Here is a 974-nt window from a genome sequence, read left to right on the forward strand (position 1 = left end):
ACCGCGACGTCCTCGCCGGCCGGGAGCCGCCTTCCCGAGCGCGACGAGGCCAGCAGCGCCTCCCAGAGCCTCCTGGCCCCCGCCGCGGGGGCGCCCGCGCGCCTGGCGGCGTTCGAGAACCTGCGCCAGCCGGCGGCCGAGCACCCGGCGGCCCCGCCGAACTCGGCCAGCATCGACACCTGCCAGCGGCTCGACGGGTCGACCGCGCCCTCGAGCGCGGGGTCGGCCTCGAGCAGGGTCGCGCGCAGCCTGTTCTTCGCGCGGGTCCTGGCGGACGACGCGAACTCGCGCTGCGACGACAGGATCCGAAGCGAGGCGGTCCCCTCGGGCTCCTCGGGCGCCGGTCTGAGGGCGCGGGGCACGCCGAGCGCGGTGCGCGCGATCACCTCGGCGTCGATGGCGTCGGTCTTCGCGATGCCGGGGAACATCCCGCGGGCCTGCTTCTCGGCATATCCGGGCAGGTAGGCGCAGGGGTTCCCATGCGCATGGGCGCGCGCGAGGACCAGTGCGCCGATGTTTCGCTTCTGGTCGACGACGACCAGCGCGCCGGAGCCGGCCCGCTCGAGCAGCCGGTCGATGTCGTCGGGCCTGTTTGCCAGCTCGGCCCTGAAGGCGACGCCCCCTCCCGCGTCGAGCGCGCACGCGCTGTGCGAGCTCTTCCCGACGTCGATCCCCAGGTAGGCCACGGGCGTCTCTGCTGCTGGCATGGTGTATCCTCTCCCTTGAGCCGGCCGTTAGCCGCGGAAGCGACACCCACATTACCCGGCCGTGGCCCGGTCCGGGCCCGGCACATCTCTATCAGTCGTTCCCCGCGGCCCCTCCCGCCCCGGCGGCAACACGTCCCGGGCCCTCTACGGGGCAGGGGCTGACGGCCGTCCGGGGCGGTCGGCCAGCGACCACCGGTACGGCTCAATCGTATAACCGTGCAACGGAAAAGAGCCGCCCTTTCGGACGACTCAAACTGTAATGGGGCT

The 974-nt window shown here is 73.3% G+C and carries 1 protein-coding gene; it reads right to left on the reverse strand.

The genetic code is table 11. The annotated features are described in order from the left end of the window. Positions 1-707: transposase (locus tag DXA43_RS03600; RefSeq protein WP_147344716.1), on the reverse strand; the 707-nt coding region annotated here is incomplete at its 3' end. Between the last annotated feature and the right edge of the window lie 267 nt (positions 708-974).

The sequence above is a fragment of the Collinsella sp. OF02-10 genome (genome assembly GCF_003463445.1).
In the GTDB taxonomy this organism is placed as follows: Bacteria; Actinomycetota; Coriobacteriia; order Coriobacteriales; family Coriobacteriaceae; genus Collinsella.